Origin of the sequence: Pseudotabrizicola sediminis, from assembly GCF_004745575.1 — a bacterium.
In the GTDB taxonomy this organism is placed as follows: Bacteria; Pseudomonadota; Alphaproteobacteria; order Rhodobacterales; family Rhodobacteraceae; genus Pseudotabrizicola; species Pseudotabrizicola sediminis.
In genome coordinates this window covers 1-647 of the sequence record NZ_RPEM01000062.1, presented here as the reverse complement: position 1 = coordinate 647, position 647 = coordinate 1, and the positions used below count along the sequence as shown (strand labels likewise).

General features: G+C 62.1%; 1 protein-coding gene. It reads left to right on the top strand.

The features are described 5' to 3' along the window. A partial coding sequence (locus EEB11_RS19305) for a transposase (RefSeq protein WP_135434211.1) occupies positions 1-647 on the top strand: 647 nt, incomplete at both ends.

Below are 647 nucleotides of genomic sequence, written 5' to 3'. Positions count from 1 at the left end.
ACGCTGTTTCCGGAGCGTTTGGACGAGTGGATCGGGGAAGATCACCTTGTGCGTGTGGTCGATCTGTTCGTTGATCAGCTCAATCTGCCCGGGCTCGGATTTCAACGTCATACCGCCGCGCGCACGGGGCGGCCGGGGTATCATCCGGCTGTGCTGCTCAAGCTTTTCATCTACGGCTATCTGAACCGGATCCCCTCCAGCCGCCGCCTGGAATGCGAGGCCGGGCGCAATGTCGAGGTGATGTGGCTGACCGGGCGGCTGGTTCCCGATCACAAGACCATCGCGGAGTTCCGGCGGCAGAACGGTCCGGCCATCCGGAAGACTTGCGCGAAATTCGTCGAGTTGTGCCGCCGGATCGGCGTTCTGAAGGGCGAAGTCGTCGCCGTGGATGGCAGCAAGTTTAGGGCCGTGAACAATCGCGACCGGAATTTCACCAAGGGCAAGATTGCCAGCCGCCTCGCGCATCTGGAAGCCGAGGTCGGCCGCTATATCGAGGAGGCCGACCGGATTGACCGCCAGGAAACCGGTGCTGCACGAACGGAGCGCGCCGCGCATCTGACCGGTCGATATCACCGCATCTGCAAAGAGATCGAGCGCCTGTTGGCGATGGAAGAGAAACTGGCCGATGCGCCTGACGGGCAGATATC